This is a genomic window from Bradyrhizobium sp. LTSP849, from assembly GCF_000938255.1.
Taxonomy (GTDB): Bacteria; Pseudomonadota; Alphaproteobacteria; order Rhizobiales; family Xanthobacteraceae; genus Bradyrhizobium.
Genome location: NZ_JYMR01000004.1, coordinates 1 through 18,251 on the forward strand (window position 1 = coordinate 1; position 18,251 = coordinate 18,251).

Consider the following 18,251-nt stretch of genomic DNA (forward strand, 5'->3'; position numbering starts at 1 on the left):
ATTTTATAGCCGAACACGCTCTTTTTGCCTTTCCGGCCCCAGCGAGCATCGCGATCCGCAGATGGTTTGGGTGGCGTATCCTCGCCATCCTTGCGTGCCTTGCGGGGCGGAGTGGCTCGTGCCGCGATTAACGAGGCGTCGACCAGCGTTCCCTGCTTGAGGATCAGCTTCTTGGCCTCCAACTGCCGATTGATCTCAGTGAAGATCTTCTCGATCAGACCGTCCTTGGCGAGTTCCTGCCGAAACCGCCACAATGTCGTGTGATCCGGGGTCTGATCGTGCAGGCTCAGACCAACAAAGCGGCGGAACGACAACCGGTCTGCAATGGCCGCTTCCAGCGCGGGATCAGACAGATTGTGCCAGATCCCGGCGAGCAAGCAGCGAAGCAAGACTTCCGCCGGATAGCTGCTGTTGCCGGCACCATCGCCGCCCCGCTTGCCAAGCAGCGAGCGCAGCGGCGCCCAATCCACAACAGCCTCCACCTCATCCAGGATGCTGCTTCGCGGTGCCCGAACCAGGCCATCCGCCAAGCTCATCTGACCGACATTGCGCTCAACCATGGCTCCCCTCGCTAGAATCAGCCATGATTCAAAGAATCACGTGCAGCCGATTATGCAAAGCCCTCGCAAGGGGAGAGGGTGCACCGACGATGCCGCCCGAGATTTCAGCTCAACCAGAACTTCGGCGTCGCCGGCTCCAGCCGGCCACCTGCGCGCACCGGCGCAATCCGCAGCGCGAGGCCCGTCGCATCATCCGTCTCCACCGCAACACCGCTGAGCGTCGCGATACCGGCTGCCGGCTCGAACCTCCCCGATGGAATCCCCGACGTGAACCTGCGCAGCGGCTCTTCCTTCTGCATGCCGATGATGGAGTCGTAGTCGCCGGTCATTCCGGCGTCGGTCATGTAGGCGGTGCCGCCGGTGAGGATCTGGTGATCGGCGGTCGGCACATGGGTGTGGGTGCCGACGACGAGGCTGGCGCGGCCGTCGCAGAAGAAGCCGATGCCCTGCTTCTCGCTGGTCGCCTCGCAATGGAAGTCGACGACGATGGCGTCCGCCGCAATGCCGAGCGGACAGGCGCCGAGCTCGCGCTCGAGTGCGGCAAAGGGATCGTCGAACGGCGTCATGAAGACGCGGCCAAGCGCGTTGACGACGAGCGCATGCTTGCCGTTCTTGGTCTCGACCAGCGCAGCTCCACGGCCGGGCGTGCCGCGCGGATAGTTTGCGGGCCGCACCAGGCGCTCGGCGCGCTCGATGAACACCAGCGCCTCGCGCTGGTCCCAGGAATGGTTGCCGAGCGTCACCGCGTCGGCGCCGGCGTCGAGAAACTCCTGGTAGATCGCTTCCGTGATGCCAAAGCCGCCGGCGGAATTCTCGCCGTTGACGACGACGAAATCGAGCGACCAGTCCTTGACCATGCCGGGCAGATATTCGGCGATGGCATTGCGTCCCGCACGGCCGACGACATCACCCACGAAGAGAATGCGCAACTTCAGAGCTCCGGAAATCAAACACGTCCGATTCCGTTAGCACATAATCCAGCGCGACGTCGTGGGATAGTGCCGGAACGGCTTCGATCTCTTGCGCTGCAAAAGCAAGCCCGATCCCGACGATCTGCTTGGTCTTGCGCAGGTGTGCAAAGGTGAAATCGTAATGTCCCGCACCGTAGCCGATGCGATGGCCGAGCCGGTCGAAGGCCGCGAGCGGCGTCAGCATGATGTCGGGCATGATCTCGGCCGCTGCCGGCGACGGTTCGGGAATGCCGAGCGGGCCGAGCATCAGCCGGTCGTTCGGATGCCAGATGCGGAAGACCAGCGCCTGGCCGCGCGCGGTGACGCAAGGCAGCGCAAGCCGCGCGCCCTCCTCGGCGAGCATCCTCATTAGCGGCACTGGGTCGATCTCGCTGCGGATCGGCGAATAGCCGGAGACGATGCTGCCCGGCAGCAGCTTGAACGGCAGCCCGCGCTTGGCGAGCTTGGTGGCGGAGGCGGTGCGCTTCTTCTCGCTCAGCGCGTCGCGTTTAGCGAGGGCTTTGGCGCGGAGTTCGGCTTTGGAGTTGGACATGCGCTGGGTCTCCGTCGTCATCACCCGCGAAGGCGGGTGATCCAGTATTCCAGAGGCGATGGTGTTCACACTCGAACGCCGCGGCGTACTGGATGCCCCGCCTGCGCGGGGCATGACACCGAAATTGAACCGTAAGCATGCCGGGGACGCAATTTCGACAGGCACGAACCGGAAGAAAACAAAGTGCGAAGCCGCAAACGCCGTTGAAGCGGCGATCCCGGAGTTCCCTACGAAAGTAGGTGGGCACCATATGTCCGGGCCCACGGGCCCGGCCAGGGACAGTTCCCTAAAGGATCGATAAGGCCCCGGGGATATATGGCTCCGGACGCGCGTCGCAGCCTCGCTTGGGCAATGTAACAACGATACTGACGAATCACCAGCCCGGTGAACGGTCAGCCGATGGCGATCCCGTTGCCGACGGTCCGGTTCAGGACCTGGGTCGACTTCTCGATGCGCTCGGCGGCAGAGTTCAGCGCATTCACCACCGCGGTCTGGGTCATCCGGGCGCGCTCGACGGCGGCATTGCGGAAATCCCGCAGCTCGCTCATCTCCTGCTCCATGGTGCGGATGCGGTTGCCGGCGTCCAGCAGCTCGTCGCAGACGGTCAGCGCCGCCATCACGGTGAGCCGCGCATCGCCGATCTCGCCGAATTTTCCGCGCAGCGACTGGATCCGCGTCTCCAGGCTTTCGGCGAGCTTCAGCAGCCGCACCTCCTGGCCCTCCTCGCAGGCCATGCGGTATTGCCGGCCGTTGATGGTGACGTTGATGTGGCTCATCCATCCTCTCCGGTATCAAGTACCGAGCGTATCGTGACGATCGCGGAATCCAGCCGATCGGAGATCTCGCGGTTGGTGCGCTCGAGCTTGCGCGCCTTCACCAGCGCGCCATCGAGCTCGTCGGCAAGCCGCGAGCGGTCTGCGCCCAGCGCCTGGATTCGCGTCGCGAGCTCGTTCTCGTCGCGATCGGCATCGCGCCGCCGCTCGACCGCGCTCTCGAGCGAGTCGAGCGCTGCCATGAGCCTGCGGGTCGCAATCTCGATCTCGACGGCCGAGGACTCCGTCATGGCGGAACTGTTGGAAACGCGATCGTTCATGCAGTCAGCGGCGGACCTTGTGGCCTTTGAAACGGGGCTTACCGGCCGGCAAAAGACTCGGTTCGGCAAGCGGTTAGAAGCAGAAATTTACGTGGCAAGCTAGCGAAGCGCAACGCCGCCGCGAAACTATGCACTGCTAAGCAACTTTTACGGCCAAACCGGCGTTTGATTGCCTTGGACTCCCGGAACCGAGGTGCTATTTCAGCCCCGACCTTCAGTGGCCGAAAGGCTCCTTCCCGCGCGGGCGTACACCGTCGCCAAGCGCCTCATTTCAGACGGATTTCAGACATGACGCAGGTCGACCACACCCGTATGGCCAACGCGATCCGCGGCCTCGCAATGGATGCCGTCGAGAAGGCGAAGTCCGGCCATCCCGGCCTGCCGATGGGCGCCGCCGACATGGCCACGGTGCTGTTCACGCAATTCCTGAAATTCGACGCCGCCGCAATCGACTGGCCCGACCGCGACCGCTTCGTGCTCTCCGCCGGTCACGGCTCGATGCTGCTCTACGCGCTGCTGTATCTCACCGGCAATGCGGACATGACGCTGGACCAGCTCAAGCAGTTCCGCCAGCTCGGCTCGCTGACGCCCGGCCACCCCGAGAACTTCCACACCAAGGGCATCGAGACCACCACCGGCCCGCTCGGCCAGGGCATTTCCACCGCGGTCGGCATGGCGCTCGCCGAGAAGATGCTCGCCGCCGAGTTCGGCAAGAAGATCGTCGACCACCACACCTATGTGATCGCCTCCGACGGCGACCTGATGGAGGGCGTGTCGCAGGAAGCGATCGCGACGGCCGGGCACTGGAAGCTCAACAAGATGATCGTGCTGTACGACGACAACGGCATCTCGATCGACGGCCCGACCTCGATCTCCGATTCCGTCGACCAGGTGAAGCGATTCAAGGCTTGCGGCTGGGCCGCCGAGAAGATCGACGGACAGGACCAGGCCGCGATCGCAGCCGCCATCACCCGCGCCAAGAAATCCAGCAAGCCGACGCTGATCGCCTGCCGCACCACCATCGGCTACGGCGCGCCGCACAAGGCCGGCACCGCGAAGGCGCACGGCGAGGCGCTCGGCGCCGACGAGCTCAAGGCGGCCAAGGAAAATCTCGGCATCTCGCTCGAGCCGTTCTCGGTGCCGGACGACGTGCTCAAGGCCTGGCGCGCGGCAGGCAGCCGCGGCGTAGCCGCACGGCAGGAATGGGAGGGACGGCTCGGTGAGCTCGGCAGCCGCAAGCGCGCCGAGTTCGAGCGCCGCCTGCGCCATGAGCGTCCGGCCGCGCTCGCAAAGGCGGTGCGCGCCTACAAGAAGGAGCTGCTGGAAAAGCCGATGGTTGCGGCGACCCGCAAATCCTCGGAAGCCGTGATCGAAGTCATTGCCGGCGCCATGCCGATGGAATTCCTGGCCGGCTCGGCCGACCTCACCGGCTCCAACAACAACAAGGCGAAGTCGGCGACCGGCTTCTCGGCCAAGACGCCGAAGGGCCGCTTCATCCATTACGGCATCCGCGAGCACGGCATGTGTGCCGCCATGAACGGCATCTTCCTGCACGGCGGCTTCGCGCCGAACGGCGCGACCTTCCTGGTGTTCACGGACTATGCACGGCCGGCGATGCGCCTCGCCGCGCTGATGGGCACCGGCGTCGTCTATGTGATGACCCACGATTCCATCGGTCTCGGCGAAGACGGCCCGACCCATCAGCCGGTCGAGCATCTCGCAGCGCTGCGCGCCATTCCCAACATGCGCGTGTTCCGCCCCTGCGATTCCATCGAGGTTGCCGAGTGCTGGGAGCTCGCTCTCAATCGCATCGACGGGCCGACAGTGCTCGTCCTGACACGGCAGAACCTGCCGCAACTGCGCACCAATGCGCCGAACGAAAGCCCTTGCCAGCAAGGCGCCTACGAGCTGGTCGCGGCCCAGGGCGAGGCCAAGGTATCGCTGTTCGCCTCGGGCTCCGAGGTCGAGATCGCGGTCGCCGCCCAGAAGCAGCTCGCCGAGCGCGGCATCGCGTCGCGGGTGGTCTCGGTGCCCTCGCTCGAGCTGTTGTTAGCGCAACCAGAAGCCAAGCGCGCCGCCATCATCGGCAACGCGCCGGTGAAGGTCGCGATCGAGGCCGCCGTGCGCTGGGGCTGGGATGCCGTGATCGGCCAGGATGGCGAATTTATCGGCATGCATTCCTTCGGCGCAAGCGCGCCGGCCAAGGACCTTTACAAGCACTTCGGCATTACCGCCGAGGCCGCGGTTAACGCTGTCCTGAAGCGCGTTTCCTGAGAGTTGAGCTTGCCAAAAAAAAGGACTACGTAATTCCTCATATGATCAAGCTCCGCCCGGCCGAACCGGGCGTCCGCCCTAAAAAACCCTCGCTGACGCGTTAGCCGCGCGTCCGGCGGGATGACAACGGTCATTGAAGGAGACGAAAGATGGTAGTCCGCGTTGGAATCAACGGTTTTGGCCGCATCGGTCGCAACGTCCTGCGGGCGATCGCAGAGTCCGGCCGCAAGGACATCGAGGTGGTCGGCATCAACGACCTCGGCCCGGTCGAGACCAACGCCCATCTGCTCCGCTTCGATTCCGTTCACGGCCGTTTCCCCGGCACCGTGACCGTCGATGGTGACTCGATCAGCCTTGGCAGCAACAAGATCAAGGTGACCGCCGAGCGTGATCCCTCGAAGCTGCCCTGGAAGGATCTCGGCATCGACATCGCGATGGAGTGCACCGGCATCTTCACCTCGAAGGACAAGGCCTCCGCGCATCTGACCGCCGGCGCCAAGCGCGTGCTGGTCTCGGCGCCCGCCGACGGCGCCGACGCCACCATCGTCTACGGCGTCAACCACCACGTGCTGACCAAGGAGCATCTCGTCGTCTCCAACGGCTCCTGCACCACCAACTGCCTCGCGCCGGTTGCCAAGGTCCTGAACGATACCGTCGGCATCGAGACCGGCTTCATGACCACGATCCACGCCTATACCGGCGACCAGCCGACGCTCGACACCATGCACAAGGATCTCTATCGCGGCCGCGCGGCGGCGATGTCGATGATCCCGACCTCCACGGGCGCTGCCAAGGCGATCGGCCTGGTGCTGCCGGAACTGAAGGGCAAGCTCGACGGCGTCTCCATCCGCGTGCCGACCCCGAACGTCTCGGTGATTGATCTCAAGATCGTCGCCAAGCGCGCCACCGACCCGAAGGAAATCAACGAGGCGATGAAGCGCGCCTCCGAGCAGCAGCTCAAGGGCATCCTCGGCTTCACCACCGCGCCCAACGTCTCGATCGACTTCAATCACGATCCGCACTCGGCCACGTTCCACATGGACCAGACCAAGGTGCAGAACGGCACGCTGGTGCGCGTGATGGCCTGGTATGACAACGAGTGGGGCTTCTCGAACCGCATGGCCGACACCGCCGTCGCGCTGTCGAAGGTGATCTAACAACGCTCTCGTGTCCCGGACGCAATGCAGCGTGAAACGCTGCGTCGCAGAGCCGGGACCCATTCAACCGCGGGACTCGCCGCAAGGTGGGTCCCGGTTCTGCACAGCGGCGCTACGCGCCGCAGTGCGCCCGGGACAAGGGCCTTCCAATGACGAAATCATTCCGCACCCTCGACGACGTCGACGTGAAGGGCAAGCGCGTGCTGCTGCGCGTCGATCTCAACGTGCCCATGGACAACGGGCGCGTCAGCGACGCGACCCGGCTCGAGCGCGTGGCGCCGACCATCACCGAAATCTCGGGCAAGGGCGGCAAGGTCATCCTGCTGGCGCATTTCGGCCGACCGAAGGGCCGCGATGCCAAGGACTCGCTCAAGCCCGTTGCGGAAGCGCTGTCCAAGGTCGTGAACAAGCCGGTCGCCTTCGCCGACGATTGCATTGGCGCGCCTGCGGCGACTGCTGTGGCGGCGCTGAAGGACGGCGACATCCTGTGCCTGGAAAACACCCGCTTCCACAAAGAGGAAGAAAAGAACGATCCGGCCTTTGTCGCGGAGCTCGCAAAGCTCGGTGACATCTGGGTCAATGACGCGTTCTCCGCGGCGCACCGCGCTCACGCCTCGACCGAAGGCCTCGGCCACAAGCTGCCGGCCTATGCCGGCCGCACCATGCAGGCCGAGTTGGTGGCGCTGGAGAAGGCGCTGGGGTCGCCGACCAAGCCGGTCATCGCGATCATCGGCGGCGCCAAGGTCTCGACCAAGATCGACCTGCTGGAAAACCTCGTCACCAAGGTCGACGCGCTGGTGATCGGCGGCGGCATGGCCAACACCTTCCTGCACGCCCAGGGCGTTGGTGTCGGCAAGTCGCTGGCCGAGAAGGATCTCGCCCCGACTGCGCTCCGCATCATGGAGAAGGCCGAGGCCGCCAACTGCGCCATCATCCTGCCGGTGGACGCCACCGTCGCCTATCATTTCGCGGCCAATGCGCCGTCGCATGCTTACGGCCTCGATGCGATCCCGGCCGACGGCATGATCCTCGACGTCGGCCCGCAATCGATCGTCCGCATCCATGCCGCGATCGACGATGCCGCCACGCTGGTCTGGAACGGACCACTCGGCGCCTTCGAGATGCAGCCATTCGACCGCGGCACGATGGCGGCCGCCAAGCATGCCGCCGAGCGCACCAAGGCCAAGAAGCTGATCTCCATCGCGGGCGGCGGCGACACGGTCGCGGCCCTCAACCAGGCCCATGTGGCCGGTCAATTCACCTATGTCTCGACCGCAGGTGGCGCATTTCTTGAATGGATGGAAGGCAAGCCCCTGCCCGGTGTCGAGGTCTTGCGCACCAAGTAGATAGCGGCCGAACTGGCCCAAACGGGAGAAAGATACAGATGGCTCGGATCACGTTGCGTCAATTGCTCGATCATGCGGCGGAACACGATTACGGCGTACCGGCCTTCAACATCAACAACATGGAGCAGGCGCTGGCGATCATGGACGCGGCCAACCAGGTCGATGCGCCCGTCATCATCCAGGCCTCGCGCGGAGCACGCTCCTACGCCAACGACATCATGCTCAAGCACATGATGGACGCGGTCACCGAGATCTATCCGCACATCCCGGTCTGCGTGCATCTCGACCACGGCAACGAGCCGGCGACCTGCATGACCGCGATCCAGGCCGGCTTCACCTCGGTGATGATGGACGGCTCGCTGAAGGCCGACGGCAAAACCCCCGGCGACTGGGGCTACAATGTCGGCGTCACCAAGACCGTGACCGACATGGCCCATCTCGGCGGCATCTCGGTCGAGGGCGAGCTCGGCGTGCTCGGCTCGCTCGAGACCGGCATGGGCGACAAGGAAGACGGCCACGGCGCCGAGGGCAAGCTGAGTCACGACCAGCTCCTGACCAATCCGGACGAGGCCGTGAAGTTCGTCCAGGAGACCCAGGTCGACGCGCTCGCGATCGCGATGGGCACCTCGCATGGCGCCTACAAGTTCACCCGCAAGCCGGACGGCGACATCCTCGCCATGAAGGTGATCGAAGAGATTCACCGCAAGCTGCCGAACACGCACCTTGTCATGCACGGCTCGTCGTCGGTGCCGCAGGACCTCCAGGACATCATCAACGCCTATGGCGGCAAGATGAAACCGACCTGGGGCGTGCCGGTCGCCGAGATCCAGCGCGGCATCAAGAACGGCGTGCGCAAGATCAACATCGACACCGACAACCGCATGGCGATGACCGGCCAGATCCGGAAGGTGCTGAAGGACAATCCGGAAGAGTTCGATCCGCGCAAGTACCTGAAGCCCGCCATGGAAGCCATGGTCAAGCTGTGCAAGCAGCGGCTCCAGGAGTTCAATACCGCAGGCCAGGCCTCCAAGTTCAAGAAGGTCCTGACGCCCGCCGACATGGCCAAGCGCTACGCCAAGGGCGAGCTCGACCCCAAGGTCGCTTAGCGATCGCGCACCCTCTCCCGTCATTCCGGGCACGCGAAGCGTGGGCTATGATGCGCAATTGCGCATCTGAGAATCCATAACCACAGCCTGGGGTTATGGATTCCGGGCCTGCGCCTTTTGGCGCATCCCGGAATGCCAGAGTACGGCTTTACCTTGCGACGAACGTTAACTCGGCAATTGCCCGAGAACGGTCTATTTTCGCAGGCAAGGCAGAATCGTTTTGGGAGGACCTCTCGATGAATCTGACTGAGCTCAACAGGATCGCGACCGCCATGGTCGCACCCGGCAAGGGCCTCCTTGCCGCCGACGAATCCTCCGGCACCATCAAGAAGCGGTTTGACGCGATCGGCGTGGAATCGACCGAAAGTAGCCGCCGCGACTATCGCGAGATGCTGTTCCGGTCGAAGGACGCCATGAACCAGTACATTTCCGGCGTGATCCTCTATGACGAGACGATCTGGCAGGACGCGAAGGACGGCACGCCGCTGGTCAAGCTGATCGAGAGCAGCGGCGCCATCCCCGGCATCAAGGTCGACGAAGGCACGCAAGCCTTGCCGATGTGCCCGGGCGAGCTCGTCACCGTCGGGCTCGACAAGCTCGCCGAGCGCCTGACGAAATACTACGAGCGCGGCGCGCGCTTCGCCAAATGGCGTGCCGTGATCGACATCGGCAGCGGTATCCCTTCGATGACCGCGATCGGCGTCAACGCCCACGCGCTGGCGCGCTATGCTGCGCTGTGCCAGGCCGCGCAAATCGTGCCGATCGTCGAGCCGGAGGTGCTGATGGACGGCGATCACGATATCGACCGCTGCTATGAGGTGACGCAACGCGTGCTCAACAAGACGTTTCAGGAATTGCGCGTGCAGCGCGTCGCGCTCGAAGGCATGGTGCTGAAGCCGAACATGGCGATCTCCGGAAAGAAGTGCGCAAAGCAGGCCTCCGTCGAGGAGGTCGCCGAGAAGACGTTGCGGCTGCTGAAGGCGTGCGTGCCGGCGGCAGTGCCAGGCATCGCCTTCCTCTCCGGCGGGCAGTCGGATGAGGAAGCAACTGCGCATCTCAACGCCATGCACAAGCTCGGCCCGCTGCCCTGGGGCCTGACCTTCTCCTACGGCCGCGCGCTGCAAGCCGCGCCGCAAAAGGCCTGGTCCGGCAAGGCCGAGAACGTTACGGCTGGACAAAACGCTTTCAGTCATCGCGCGCGTATGAATGGCCTCGCTTCCAAAGGCGAATGGCAAAGCAGCCTGGAAAAGAAAGCAGCCTAGATCTTGTCGAACAAATCGCCTCCACCGCGCCCGGCGCCGCGCCTCTATCTCGCGACGCCGCGGGTCGATGATCCCGCCTCGCTGGTGGCCGAGTTGCCAGGCCTGCTCGCCTCCGCCGATGTCGCGGCCGTGCTGGTGCAGCTGACGGAGACCGACCAGCGCACCATGATCTCGCGCATCAAGGCCTTGGCGCCGGTGGTGCAGAATGCGGGCGCAGCCCTCCTCATCGATGGCCATCCTGAGCTCGTCGCGCGCGGCGGCGCCGACGGCGCACATCTGGCAAACATCGCGGCGCTGGAAGAGGCGATGCCGTCGCTCAAGCCCGATCGCATCGCCGGCGTCGGCGGGCTTGAGACGCGGCACGAATCCATGAACGCTGGCGAGATCGGCGCCGATTACGTGCTGTTCGGCGAGCCCGATGCGAAGGGCCAGCGGCCGTCGTCGCAAGCCATCGCCGAGCGGCTGGACTGGTGGGCGGAGCTGTTCGAGCCGCCCTGCGTCGGCTTTGCCACCTCGCTCGATGAGGCCCACGACTTCGCCGCCAGCGGCGCCGATTTCGTGCTGGTCGGCGAGTTCATCTGGGCCGATCCACGCGGGCCCAAGGCCGCGCTGGTCGAGGCCGACGCCGCGATCAAGAAGGCTCATGCGGCTCTCGCCGTGGGCCAGAGCTAGCGCCCGAGATGAAGCTTTCGCGCATCACCTGTCTGGCCGCGCTGCTCTTGACGGCGCCTGCGGCGGCGCAGCTCCAGATCATGCCGCCGGCTGCGATTCCGAGCCCGCCGACCGAAAAGCAGAAACCCAAGGAAGCGGCAAAGGAAAAACCAAAGACCGCGCCGCACACGATCACCAGGAAAAAGGAAGCCGCGCCGGCGCCAAAGCCGTCCGCCTCGCCGAGCCCGGCCGCGACCGTGATCCCCGCGCCGGCGACCGACAATTCCAACGTCGATCTGGTGTTCGGCGCCTATCAGCGTGGCCAGTACAAGACCGCGTTCGACCTCGCCACTGCGCGCGCCAAGACCGGCGATGCCAAGGCCATGACCATGCTGGGGGAGCTCTATTCCAACGCCATGGGCATAAGGCGCGACTACGCCAAGGCGGTCGAATGGTACAAGCGCGCTTCAGATGCCGGCGACCGCGAGGCGATGTTCGCGCTCGCCATGATGCGCATCGCCGGCCGCGGCGGCCCCGTCGACAAGGGCGAGGCGGTCAAGCTGATGGCCTCCTCCGCAAAACTCGGCGAGCCCAAGGCCGCCTATAATCTCGCTTTGCTCTATCTCGACGGCCAGACCCTGCCGCAGGACGTTAAGCGTTCCGCCGAGCTGCTACGCCAGGCCGCCGATGCCGGGCTTCCCGAAGCGCAATACGCGCTCGCGACCTTCTACAAGGAAGGCTCCGGCGTGCCGAAGGACGCCGACAAGGCGGTACGGCTGCTCCAGGCGGCGTCACTGGCGGACAATGTCGATGCCGAGGTCGAATATGCCATCGCGCTGTTCAACGGCACCGGCACGCCAAAGAACCAGCCGGCGGCCGTGGCGCTGCTCCGCAAGGCGTCACGCCAGGGCAGCGCGATTGCGCAGAACCGGCTGGCCTGGGTCCTGATCAACGGCATGGGCGCGACCACGGATAAGGTCGAGGGGTTCAAATGGCACCTGGTGGCCAAAACCGCCGGCAAGGGCGATCCGGAGCTCGACAAGCAGCTCGCCGATCTGCCCGCCGACGATAGGGCCAAGGCCGAGGCCGCCGCCAAGAAATGGCTCGGGACCAAATGACTTGACGTTTGGCCCCTCGCGGGGCACCCAATCCCCTCAAATGGCGCGATTTCGCGCCCCTTCCCCCGATCAAGACCAGAGCTCATGCTGTATTCCGCCACTATCAACGTCATGGTCAAGGCCGCGCGCCGCGCCGGCCGCAGCCTCAAGCGCGATCTCGGCGAGATCGAGCATTTGCAAGTCTCGCTGAAGGGGCCGGCGAATTTCGTCTCGCTCGCCGACAAGCGTGCCGAAGAGATTCTCTACCAGGATCTCGCCAAGGCGCGGCCCGGCTACGGCTTCATCGGCGAGGAAGGCGGCATGCGCGAGGGCGGCGACAAGAGCCACACCTGGATCGTCGATCCCCTCGACGGCACCACCAACTTCCTGCACGGCATCCCGCAATTTGCGATCTCGATCGGGCTGTCGCGCGAAGGCACGATCATCGCCGGCGTGATCTACAATCCCGCCAATGACGAGCTCTACATCGCCGAGCGCGGCAAGGGTGCCTTTCTCAACGACCAGCGCCTGCGCGTGGCCGGCCGTCGCCAGCTCAACGAATGCGTGGTGGCCTGCGGCCTGCCCCATCTCGGCCGCGGCGACCACGAGGAATTCCGCCGCGAGATGACCGCGATCCAGGACCGCGTCGCAGGGCTGCGCCGCTTCGGCGCCGCCTCCCTCGACCTCGCCTTCGTCGCCGCCGGCCGCCTCGACGGCTACTGGGAGCGCAATCTGCAATCCTGGGACATCGCCGCCGGCCTGATCATGGTGCGCGAAGCGGGCGGCACGGTGAGCGACATCGACACCCCGGGCGACGCAGTGGTGACGGGTGACGTCGTGTGCGGGAATGAGTTTGTGCACGGGGAATTGGTGAAGGTGCTGCGGAAGTAGGGGTCCTGTCCTCCACTACATGCAGAAGCAAAACGGATCATTCGGATCGCAATCGCAGTTCGATAGCGAGTGAGGCGTCGCGAGCTTCTCGTGCCCGGCGAGCTCCTTGAGTTTGTCGAAATTGTTCCGGTTGACCTGAACGAATACCGCCTTCTTGGTTTTTCCGATCGCACTTTTGAAATCTTTTGCAAGTCCCGCCTTGCGGGCTGCCTTCTTGAGGCTCTCCAAGCTCTTCGCATGGATATGAACCGTCGCCGGCGCGACCGTCTTGCTCTTCTTCGCGCCCTTCTTGACTGCTTTCTTGGCCATCTATTCCTCCATCGTCACTGTTGAATAACTATTGTCGGCCTGAATATCTTCTGTTGCAGGAATTGCTCAACCGCTCTCGCAGCGCCGAGCTCCGCTCGTCCTCCGGTCGCCGTAATCAGAAAGCCCGAGAAGCCGTCGAACAAGGCAGTACGGACATTCTTGACCTCCTTGGCGCCACCCTTATCGAGGTAGAGGCCCATGGTGAGCTTATGGGTGTCCCTTCGCATGGCTGAAACACCGAGGGTCGCATCGGAGACCTGGAACGCCGGCCCGATCGGGGCGAAAACCACCTTGGGCGTCGCCGACCCTCCAATCGTGGTCTGGAATTCGAGCTGGTCGACCATCGTAGGTGGCGCGCTCGCGCTGAGGCTGATGAAATCTTTACTTCCGTCTCCGGTGAGGTTTCCGAAGAAGGCCAGCAACATAAAATCATAGACCATCTTGTGGACGCCAACTTTGCCGTAGATCGGATAGATGATGTTGGCTTCGACAATGGAGTTGGTGCAGTAGGATTCGGGAACGTTCTTGATCAGACCGTAGAAATTGTCGGTAATCGTGAACGACCGCTCATTCTGGCGGTATCGATCGAAATTTCCTTTGAGCCCCAACTGCACCTGGGTCGAGACGGGCAGCGGACGGATGAAATTGATTTCAGGATCGATATTGTTCTGCTCGTACCCGGTCAGGTCGAAATTGTAGGCAACGCCGGTGGCAAGCAGGACATCGACGACGTATCGCGCGAAGCCGGTAAGTTTTCTCGGATCAAATTTAGCGATCGAAGCTTTATCGACCTCGTACTCATCAAATGTCGTCACAGCGTATCCATAGGAATTATCATCGACCTTCTGAAATGTTCGGCCACCAGGCACCGAAATGACCTGCCGGTCCTTTGGATCCAACAGGAAATTGCGAAGAGATTCGATGACCGCCTGACGCGTCTCGCAGCGGATTTGCCTGACGATGTTGTATGTCGATATGTGAGCCGTATCGTCCGGCAACGGATGAATCGCGCATCCGCTGATAATCAAAGCGCAAAGGACAACAGCAATTGCGCGTCGGCAATTCGCGAAATCTCGCGCCAACATGACCGCCCCCTGAAATATTCCCCAGAGCGATTATGCACGGAATCAAATCCACCGAAAGTTGAATCTTTTGCGCAAACCACCCAGGAGGATCGAATTACCATCCGGGCCTTTTGTGCGGCAGCGAAGTTCGCGCGCTATGCGCTGGGCCAGCATGCAATATCTTACGCCGCTCGCGCCGGCGCGGCGGGACAGTCAGCGGCATCAAAGCCCCGGGCGACGCGCTGGTCACGGGCGACGTTGGATGCGGGAATGAATTCGTGCACGGCGAGTTGAGGATTTTGAGGAAGCAGGAGAAGCTTTCCTCACGTCGTGCCAGAACTGAATGTCGTTGCGTGAGACCAAAGGAATGGAGGCCGCAAAATCGCGGCCTCCGGTCTTATCTGGTGCAGCGATTACCACGCCACCCATTTGTGACCGCGCCAATAGCCTCGGCCCTCGTGCTCCTTGAAAGCAAATTTTTCGTGCGGTCCCGACTTCCAATTGTCCTCATGAACGACGACACCCGCTTCGTGGGGGAAGTCGTAGGCCTCATGCGTATGCCAGCAGGTGTGGCCCTGACACACGATCGCCGCCGATGCGGTAAAGGTCGACATCATCAGCACCCCGGTGCCGACAGCGGCAGCGGAAAGGATTTTCTTCAGCATTTCTGCGATTTCTCCGTGGAACCCCTAACCCGGCGTGCAAACACATTTGCCGGCGTTGGGTTCCGTCAGGGAACGTGAAGCTTTCGTAAGGATTCTCGCGCGGAGTGCGCCAGCCTTTATGACTTCACCGGCGCCGGCGGCCCATACGCCTCGCCCTCCGCCTTCGCCACCTTCTCCCGATCCCCCGCCAGCACGCGCTGCACCGACACGAAGAACACCGGCACCATCAGCAGCGCCAGAATCACCACCGCGATCATGCCGCCCATCACGACGGTGCCGAGCGATTGCTGGCTGGCGCCGCCGGCGCCGTGGGCGATCGCCATCGGCAGCACGCCGCAGATGAAGGCGAGGCCGGTCATCAGGATCGGGCGAAAACGGAGGCGGCAGGCCTCGATGGTGGCGTCCACCAGCGGCTTGCCTTCTTTCCGCAGGTCCTTGGCGAATTCGATGATCAGGATCGCGTCCTTGGCGGCAAGTCCAATGATGGTGATCAGGCCAACAGTGAAATAGACGTCGTTGGGCAGGCCGCGCAGCATCGCCGCAACCACCGCGCCGACGATGCCGAGCGGCACGGTCAAGAGCACCGCGAGCGGAATGGTCCAGCTCTCGTAGAGCGCGGCCAGACACAGGAACACCACGAACACCGACAGCGCCAGCAGGAACGGCGCCTGCGAGCCCGACAGCTTTTCCTGGAGCGATTGGCCGGTCCATTCATAGCCGAAGCCGCGCGGCAATTTCCCCGCAAGCCGCTCCATCTCGGCGATGGCGTCGCCCGAGGTGAAGCCGGGCTTGGCCTCGCCGGAGATGCGTACCGCCGGATAATAGTTGAAGCCGGCGATCTGCGTCGGGCCGCGCGCCCATTCGATCGTGGCGAACGACGAGAACGGCACGAGCTGGCCATGGCTGTTCTTGACGTTGTAGTTGAGGATGTCCTCGGTCTTCATGCGATCGCGGCTATCGGCCTGCACCACGACGCGCTGCATGCGGCCACGGTTCGGGAAGTCGTTGATGTAGTTCGAGCCGAGATTGGTCGAGATCGTGTTGTTGATGTCCTCGAAGGTGACGCCGAACGCGCCGGCCTTCTCGCGGTCGATCACGAGATTGACCACGCCCGCTTCGGGCAGGCCCTCGACATAGACCTTCTGGAGCACCGCGCTCGCATTGGCGTCCGCGATCAGCTGGTCGGCGGCGCGCATCAGCGCCGGATAGCCCTTCTGACCACGGTCCTGAAGCCGGAACGAGAAGCCCGAGGAGTTGCCGAGATTGTCGATCGGCGGCGGCTGGAGCGCGGAGATCTTGGCGTCGCGGATCGACGACGACAAATCGCGGTTGATGTCGGCGACAACAGCAGCCGCCGACTCCTTCGGCCCGCGCTCCGACCAGTCCTTCAGCGTGATGAAGGCCTGTGCGGTGTTCATGCCCTGGCCGGAAAAGCTGAAGCCGGTGAGGAAGGTGACGTTGTCGACGCCCGGCCGCTGCGCCAGATATTTTTCGACCTTCTCGATCACGGCTTCGGTGCGGCCATAGGACGAATCCGACGGCGTCTGCACGTCTGTGGTGACGAAGCCCTGGTCGTCGACGGGCAGGAAGCCGCCGGGCAGATTGACGAACGCCCAGGACAGGCCCGCGAGCAGCGCCACATAAACCAGCATCAAGCGTCCGGTGCGCTTCAGCGAGAAACCGACCGTGCGGGAATAACCTTCCTTGCCGCCTTCGAGCATGCGGTTGAACCAGCCGAACACGCCCTTCTTGGCATGGCCGTGCCCCGCCGTGACGGGCTTGAGCAAAGTCGCGCACAGCGCCGGCGTCAGCGACAGCGCCAGGAACGCGGAGAAACCGATCGCGGCGACCATGGTCACCGAGAACTGGCGATAGATGATGCCGACCGAACCCGGGAAGAACGCCATCGGCACGAACACCGCCATCAGCACCAGGGTGATGCCGATGATGGCGCCGGTGATCTGCGACATCGCCTTGCGCGTCGCATCCTTCGGCGGCAGGCCCTCCTCGGCCATGATGCGCTCGACGTTCTCGACCACGACGATGGCGTCGTCGACGAGGATGCCGACCGCCAGCACCATGCCGAACATCGACAGCATGTTGATGGAATAGCCGGCGAGCAGCAGCGTGGTACAGGCGCCCAACAGCGCCACCGGCACCACGATGGTCGGAATGATGGTGTAGCGGATGTTCTGCAAGAACAGGAACATCACCACGAACACCAGCACCACGGCCTCTAACAGTGTCGTCAGCACCTTCTTGATCGAGGCCTCGACCACGGGGGTGATGTTGTAGGGGATCTCGTAGCCGATATTGGCCGGGAAGAAGCGCGACAGCTCCTTCATCTTCTCCTCGACCGCGCTCGCGGTTGCGAGCGCATTGCCGGTCGGCGACATCAGCACGGAGAGACCGGCGGTCGGCTTGCCGTTCAGGCGGGTGTTGAACTGGTAGCTGAGGCCGCCAACCTCGACGCGCGCGACGTCGCGCAGCCGCACGGTCGAACCATCGGCATTGGCGCGCAGGATGATGGCGCCGAATTCATCCGGCGAGGACAACTGGCCCTTGACCAGCACGAGTGCTGAGGTGCGCTGGCTGCCCGTCGACGGCTCGGCGCCGATGCTGCCGGAGGCGACCTGCGCGTTCTGCGCAGCAATCGCCTTGTTGACGTCGTCGGCGGTGAGCCCATAGCCGACGAGCTTGGCCGGATCGACCCACACACGAAGACTGCGCTCGGTCGAATAGAGCGTGGCACGGCCGACGCCGGGAATGCGGCGGATTTCGCCGAGCACGTTGCGGATCATGAAGTCGCCCAGCCCAACCTCATCGAGGCTGCCGTCGGTCGAGTTCAGCGTGATGATCTGGAGCACCGCGCTGGAGGCTTCCTCGATCAAGATGCCCTGCTGGATCACCGCGCGCGGCAGGCGCGCTTCGACGCGCTTGATGCGGTTCTGCACCTCGACCGAAGCCGCGCTGGTGTCGGTGCCCGGCACGAAGTTAGCCGTGATCTCGACCTGGCCGAGCGAGTCGCTGGTCGATTCGAAATTGAGGATGCCGGAGGCGCCGTTGAGCTCCTCCTCGATCAACCGGGTGACGCTGTTGTAGAGGTTCTCAGGCGACGCGCCCGGATAACTCGTCGAGATCGAGATCGAGGGCGGCGCGATGATCGGATATTGCGCGACCGGCAGCAGCGGGATCGAGATCGCGCCGATCAGACAGATGAACAGCGCAACGACCCAGGCGAAGATCGGCCTGTCGATAAAGAAGCTGGCCATG

The 18,251-nt window shown here is 63.8% G+C and carries 18 protein-coding genes and 1 other RNA gene; 9 read left to right on the forward strand and 10 right to left on the reverse strand.

Going from position 1 to position 18,251, the window contains the following annotated elements:
• From UB31_RS02330 to UB31_RS02350, 6 genes are all read right to left on the reverse strand, one after another.
• Positions 1 to 560 (reverse strand): IS5/IS1182 family transposase (locus tag UB31_RS02330; RefSeq protein ID WP_045009489.1); only part of this gene is annotated, 560 nt, incomplete at its 3' end.
• 104 nt (positions 561 to 664) lie between these two features.
• Positions 665 to 1,489 (reverse strand): TIGR00282 family metallophosphoesterase, encoded by an 825-nt coding sequence (locus UB31_RS02335; protein WP_045009672.1) that lies wholly within the window; start codon positions 1,487 to 1,489, stop codon positions 665 to 667.
• Positions 1,467 to 2,063 carry a 5-formyltetrahydrofolate cyclo-ligase gene (locus UB31_RS02340; RefSeq protein ID WP_045009964.1) on the reverse strand — a complete coding sequence of 199 codons (597 nt, stop codon included), beginning with the start codon at positions 2,061 to 2,063 and terminating at the stop codon, positions 1,467 to 1,469. The genes UB31_RS02335 and UB31_RS02340 overlap by 23 nt, the downstream gene beginning before the upstream one ends.
• Before the next feature lie 184 nt (positions 2,064 to 2,247).
• A non-coding RNA gene (gene ssrS / locus UB31_RS40040) (6S RNA) lies at positions 2,248 to 2,407 on the reverse strand.
• Between the two features lie 48 nt (positions 2,408 to 2,455).
• Positions 2,456 to 2,839, reverse strand: a complete 384-nt coding sequence (locus UB31_RS02345) for a cell division protein ZapA (RefSeq protein WP_045009673.1) — start codon at positions 2,837 to 2,839, stop codon at positions 2,456 to 2,458.
• Positions 2,836 to 3,156, reverse strand: a complete 321-nt coding sequence (locus UB31_RS02350) for a DUF4164 domain-containing protein (protein ID WP_045002587.1) — start codon at positions 3,154 to 3,156, stop codon at positions 2,836 to 2,838. The genes UB31_RS02345 and UB31_RS02350 overlap by 4 nt, the downstream gene beginning before the upstream one ends.
• Between UB31_RS02350 and UB31_RS42790 the strand changes: the two genes are divergently transcribed.
• From UB31_RS42790 to UB31_RS02390, 9 genes are all read left to right on the forward strand, one after another.
• Positions 3,125 to 3,259, forward strand: coding sequence for a hypothetical protein (locus UB31_RS42790; protein WP_283806068.1), 135 nt, complete (start codon positions 3,125 to 3,127; stop codon positions 3,257 to 3,259). The genes UB31_RS02350 and UB31_RS42790 overlap by 32 nt on opposite strands.
• Positions 3,260 to 3,444: 185 nt before the next feature.
• Complete coding sequence (gene tkt, locus UB31_RS02355) at positions 3,445 to 5,430, forward strand: transketolase (RefSeq protein ID WP_045009674.1); 1,986 nt, start codon at positions 3,445 to 3,447, stop codon at positions 5,428 to 5,430.
• A 149-nt stretch (positions 5,431 to 5,579) separates the two neighbouring features.
• A complete protein-coding gene (gene gap / locus UB31_RS02360) occupies positions 5,580 to 6,587 on the forward strand; it encodes a type I glyceraldehyde-3-phosphate dehydrogenase (RefSeq protein ID WP_045009675.1) in 1,008 nt (335 codons plus the stop codon).
• A gap of 149 nt (positions 6,588 to 6,736) precedes the next feature.
• Positions 6,737 to 7,933: a phosphoglycerate kinase gene (locus UB31_RS02365; protein WP_045009676.1), complete on the forward strand. Its 1,197-nt coding sequence runs from the start codon at positions 6,737 to 6,739 to the stop codon at positions 7,931 to 7,933.
• Between the two features lie 38 nt (positions 7,934 to 7,971).
• The gene (fba, locus tag UB31_RS02370) at positions 7,972 to 9,039 is read left to right on the forward strand and encodes a class II fructose-bisphosphate aldolase (RefSeq protein ID WP_045009677.1); all 1,068 of its coding nucleotides are present in this window, start codon (positions 7,972 to 7,974) and stop codon (positions 9,037 to 9,039) included.
• Between the two features lie 236 nt (positions 9,040 to 9,275).
• Positions 9,276 to 10,301 (forward strand): class I fructose-bisphosphate aldolase, encoded by a 1,026-nt coding sequence (locus tag UB31_RS02375; protein ID WP_045009678.1) that lies wholly within the window; start codon positions 9,276 to 9,278, stop codon positions 10,299 to 10,301.
• Positions 10,302 to 10,304: 3 nt separating this feature from the next.
• Positions 10,305 to 10,973 carry a thiamine phosphate synthase gene (locus UB31_RS02380; RefSeq protein ID WP_045002580.1) on the forward strand — a complete coding sequence of 223 codons (669 nt, stop codon included), beginning with the start codon at positions 10,305 to 10,307 and terminating at the stop codon, positions 10,971 to 10,973.
• An 8-nt stretch (positions 10,974 to 10,981) separates the two neighbouring features.
• A complete protein-coding gene (locus UB31_RS02385) occupies positions 10,982 to 12,070 on the forward strand; it encodes a tetratricopeptide repeat protein (RefSeq protein ID WP_045009679.1) in 1,089 nt (362 codons plus the stop codon).
• An 84-nt stretch (positions 12,071 to 12,154) separates the two neighbouring features.
• Positions 12,155 to 12,940, forward strand: coding sequence for an inositol monophosphatase family protein (locus UB31_RS02390; protein ID WP_045009680.1), 786 nt, complete (start codon positions 12,155 to 12,157; stop codon positions 12,938 to 12,940).
• Between the two features lie 15 nt (positions 12,941 to 12,955).
• Here the strand turns inward: UB31_RS02390 and UB31_RS02395 are convergent, their stop codons facing one another.
• The 4 genes from UB31_RS02395 to UB31_RS02410 form a co-directional block, all read right to left on the reverse strand.
• On the reverse strand, positions 12,956 to 13,249 hold the full coding sequence (locus tag UB31_RS02395) for a site-specific integrase (protein WP_045002577.1): 294 nt from the start codon (positions 13,247 to 13,249) through the stop codon (positions 12,956 to 12,958).
• A 14-nt stretch (positions 13,250 to 13,263) separates the two neighbouring features.
• Positions 13,264 to 14,334, reverse strand: coding sequence for a Y4kA family protein (locus UB31_RS02400; protein WP_156162899.1), 1,071 nt, complete (start codon positions 14,332 to 14,334; stop codon positions 13,264 to 13,266).
• A gap of 392 nt (positions 14,335 to 14,726) precedes the next feature.
• The gene (locus UB31_RS02405) at positions 14,727 to 14,978 is read right to left on the reverse strand and encodes a hypothetical protein (protein WP_045002575.1); all 252 of its coding nucleotides are present in this window, start codon (positions 14,976 to 14,978) and stop codon (positions 14,727 to 14,729) included.
• A 116-nt stretch (positions 14,979 to 15,094) separates the two neighbouring features.
• Complete coding sequence (locus tag UB31_RS02410; protein WP_045009681.1) at positions 15,095 to 18,250, reverse strand: multidrug efflux RND transporter permease subunit; 3,156 nt, start codon at positions 18,248 to 18,250, stop codon at positions 15,095 to 15,097.
• Position 18,251: the final 1 nt, after the last annotated feature.